This is a genomic window from Candidatus Jordarchaeum sp. (assembly GCF_052745115.1).
On record NZ_JBRAKS010000024.1, the window covers coordinates 1 to 4,265 of the forward strand.

General features: G+C 37.5%; 2 protein-coding genes. Both read left to right on the forward strand.

The window, feature by feature from the left end; all coding sequences use genetic code 11:
- Positions 1 to 152: 152 nt before the first annotated feature.
- Positions 153 to 1,361 carry a methionine adenosyltransferase gene (locus tag ACUVXA_RS03370; RefSeq protein ID WP_445869823.1) on the forward strand — a complete coding sequence of 403 codons (1,209 nt, stop codon included), beginning with the start codon at positions 153 to 155 and terminating at the stop codon, positions 1,359 to 1,361.
- Between the two features lie 148 nt (positions 1,362 to 1,509).
- A partial coding sequence (locus ACUVXA_RS03375) for a HEAT repeat domain-containing protein (RefSeq protein WP_445869824.1) occupies positions 1,510 to 4,265 on the forward strand: 2,756 nt, incomplete at its 3' end.

The following is a 4,265-nucleotide window of genomic DNA, read 5'->3' on the forward strand; positions in this document are numbered from 1 at the left end:
ATTTAGACTTAGAAATTATGAAACAAAAAATACTTCTGTGAGGGTAATATATACAAATATTAAAAATGTTGATAAATACTTATTTTATATTTGTATAACTCTAGGGTATTAGTGGTTATTTCTTTATGAAATTAATTTGGAGGACGGTGAGTTTGGTAAACATTATGATAGATGAGTTGAAACAGCTTCCTCTTATGCAGCAGAGAATGGAAATCTGCGAACGTAAGGGTACAGGTCATCCAGACACCATCTGTGATTCAGTGATGAATCAAATTTCTATCGCTCTTTCGAAGACGTATATGGATAAGTTTGGGTTTATTATGCATCACAACGTTGACAAGAGTCTACTTGCTGCTGGTGAAACGGTGACAAAATTTGGTGGGGGAGAGATGATAAAACCTATGCTAATGGTGTTTGGGGATAGAGCGACTTTTGAAGTGGGAGGTGTTGAAATTCCTGTTAACGAGATTACAATTAATACTACTAAGAAATGGTTTAGGGATAATATGAGATTTGTAGATCCCGAGGAGCACCTAAATTATCAAATTGAGCTTAAGAGAGGGTCTCAGGCTCTTATGGACATATTTGAAAGGAAAGGAAAATTTCTGGGAGCTAATGATACCTCAGCCGCGGTAGGTTTTGCACCTATGAGTGATACGGAAAAAATAGTCTTTGAAACTGAGAGGTTTCTTAACTCTAAGGATTTCAAAAAGTCCTTTCCTGAGTCAGGGGAGGATATTAAAATTATGGGACTTAGACAAGAGAAAAATCTCAAAATTACTGTAGCAATGGCCTTTGTAGACCAATTCATCGATTCCGAGGAAGATTATTTTAGAAAGAAAGATGAGGTTTCAGAAGAAATTAAGCAATTCATTAACTCCAAAATTAACATGGACAAGATTGATCTAACCATTAACGCTTTGGATATGAGAAGTAGAGGGGTTGATGGGATATATTTAACGGTTTTAGGAACTTCGGCTGACGGCGCTGATTGCGGCCAGGTGGGTAGAGGAAACCGGGTGAACGGAATAATTCCATTAAACAGGCCCACATCATCAGAGGCTGCCGCTGGAAAAAATCCGGTAAGCCATGTTGGCAAAATATACAATATACTAAGTTACAGAATTGCAAACAATATTTATCAAAAGGTTTCGGGATTAAAAGAAGTCTACGTTTGGCTTCTCAGTCAGATCGGAAAGCCGATCAACGAACCCATGATAACCTCGGTCCAAGTGATTCTTGAGCCAAGGTTGAGTTTAGGAGTAGTTTCCAAGGATATCGAAGAAGTAATCAACTCGGAACTAGAAAATTTGAACAAATTTGTTAACGATTTAGCCTATGGTCGCATTCCTGTATGTTAAACTCATAGAATGTGTTTGAATTTAATAAATAACCGTTAAAAATATTACAGTAATACACGTTAAAAATATTACATTATTTAGACGATATTCCATTGGAGAAGAGGGTCTAAATTATTAGTTTGATGACCTACTCCTAGCAGGGGATTAAATGACTAACAGTTCAGGTGAGTACCCTAAACAGGTAGAAGAAGCACTGAAAATGTATAAGGAAGGGAAGTCAAAAAAGGCAGTAGACAAACTAGACCGTTTACTAACGGACAAAGACCCCGACATAAGAGCTAGCGCCACCCGAGTTCTCGGAGACCTCGCAGAGGAAGGCGTGTACGATTCCAAAGTTTTGGAAAATCTAATACAACTTCTTAAAGATGAGGATAATACAGTTAAAATAAACGCCACATATACAATAGCAAACTACGCAGTGAGAGGAAGATTTGAAGGAAGAGCCATCGAGCCACTCATTTCACTTCTAGAAGATGAGAGTTTAGAAACAAGATCATCTGCAGCATTAGCAATGGCATACTATGCTGAGGTGGGTATGACTGATTTAAGAGCAGTAAAATCTTTAGTTAAACTTCTGACAGATAATGAAGCCAAGGTTAGAAGAAATGCTGCAATGGCCATTGTGAGATATGCGGAAAAAAATCTGGTGGACAGAAGTGCAATAGACCCATTAATTACACTCCTTAACGATCCAAACAATGAGATAAAGGTGTATGCAATCCAAGCGTTTACAAAATATTTAGAACAAAGAATAATGGATGAAAGAGTTTTAACTCCTATGATTAATCTATTGAGTTCGGAGGATAATGAAACTCGTAAGAACGCGGTTTATGCTATCGCAAAATATGCTGAAAAAAATATTGTAGATGTAAAAGCTTTGGGCTTTATGATAAATTTGTTAAGCGATAGTGATATTGATATTAGAAGGATTGCTGCTAGGGGGGTAGACATCTATTTAGAAAAAGATATATTTTCTATCGATGCACTGGGGCCTCTTATTAAACTCTTAAAGGATAAAGATAAGGAAATTCGCTTAATTTCTGTCCACATTATAGCAGGTTATGCAGAAAAAGGTTTTGTTGATGAGGAAGCCCTTAAACCTTTAACTCAACTCCTTATTGAGGAAGATGTAAAAATTCGATCAAATGCGGCCCTTGCCATAGCTCGATACATGGAGAAAAATCTGTTTGAAGAAAGTGCTTTGGAGCCTCTTTCCAATATTCTTAGAGATGAGAATATTGAAATACGGAAGATGGCTTCAGAAGCGGTTGCCAAATATGCGGAAAAAGGATTCGTGAGAGAAGTAGCTTTAGTTCCGCTGATTAGTCTCTTATCAGAAAAAGATAATGAAATTCATCTAAAAGCTTCTTCCGCCATAATGCATTATGCAAGATATGATATTTTGGATATAAGCGCTATTGATCAATTAATACCACTTCTCAGTAGCTCTGACTCTGAAATTCAAACTAATGCCACAATAGCCATTGCATTATATGCTCAGAGGGGGCTGGTTAATGAGAGGACGTTAGAACCTTTGATTGATCTTTTGGGCAAAGAAGAAAATATCATACGTTTGAATGCTACAATAGCCATTGGGCTTTATGCAAAAAATGAATTATTTAATCGGAGAGCTTTGGATTTTATTACCACTCTACTTAGAGATGCTGATGCCGATATTCGTGGGGCAGCTTCAGTCGCAATAGCTCGTTATGCTGAAAGAGATATGATTGAGAAGAGGGCTTTGAAGAACTTATTAATTCTTCTTGGCGAAGATAACCCTACGACGCGAGGTAACTCAGCAATTGTAACTGCTTTGTATGCTGAAAGAGGAATTGTTGATGAAGAGGCATTAATTCCTTTAATTAAATTACTTTCAGATGAGGATGAGAAGATCATTGTAAATGCATTATCAGCGTTAGTTTATTATGCCGAAAATAAATTGGTGGATAAAAGCGCTTTAAATGAACTTATAAAACTTCTGAAAGAAGAGGATATTAACATTAGAGCAAGAGCCTCACTCGCTATCGCCAGATACGCTGAAAATGGTATTACTGATAAAAAGGCAGTTGAGCCACTGCTAAAATTAATCAAAGAGAGAAATGATGATATCCGTGAAGCTGCTTCAGCCGCAATAGCTCGCTATGTTGAAAAAGGATTGGTTGATGAAAAAGCACTAGAATACTTGAACATACTTTTGAATGATACTAATAGTAATGTTCGCAGAAATGCCGCCATTGCTATTGGGGATTTTGTAAGTAAGGGTATTTTTGATGAAAAGCTTGTCCCTACCTTAATGAAGCTACTAGAGGAAGAAGACAGTGTAACTCGCACCAATGCTGCATTTGCAATTGCTCGATACGCAGAAAAAAATATTGTGGATGAAAGAGGATTAGAAACCCTAAATATACTTCTTTCGGATGAAAATGTAAATGTTCGCGGAAATGCCGCACTAGCTCTGGGACTGTACGCTGAAAAGGGATTAGTGCTGCCTAAAACCCTTCCCCGATTAATCTCACTTCTTAATGATGAAGATACTAATGTCCGCAGAAATGTAGTTCATGCAGTCGGAAATTATGCGATAAATGATGTAACTGATGAATCGGCTTTAGACCATCTCATAGAGCTTCTAAAGGATGAAAACATAAACGTTAGACTAGAAGCAGTTGACACGATAGGCCGGTACTTGAAAAAAGGGCTAGTAGATGAAGAAGGATTAGAATCTTTAATAACATTGCTTAGCGATAGTGACAATGATATACGAATGAGCACGGTAGTAGCAGTGGGATTGTATGCAATAAAAGATTATGTCGATGTGAGAGCATTAAAACCTCTAATTGGACTCCTCAATGACGAAAATTATACAACACGCGCAGGAGCCGCAGGGGCATTAGCCCAGTATGCCGA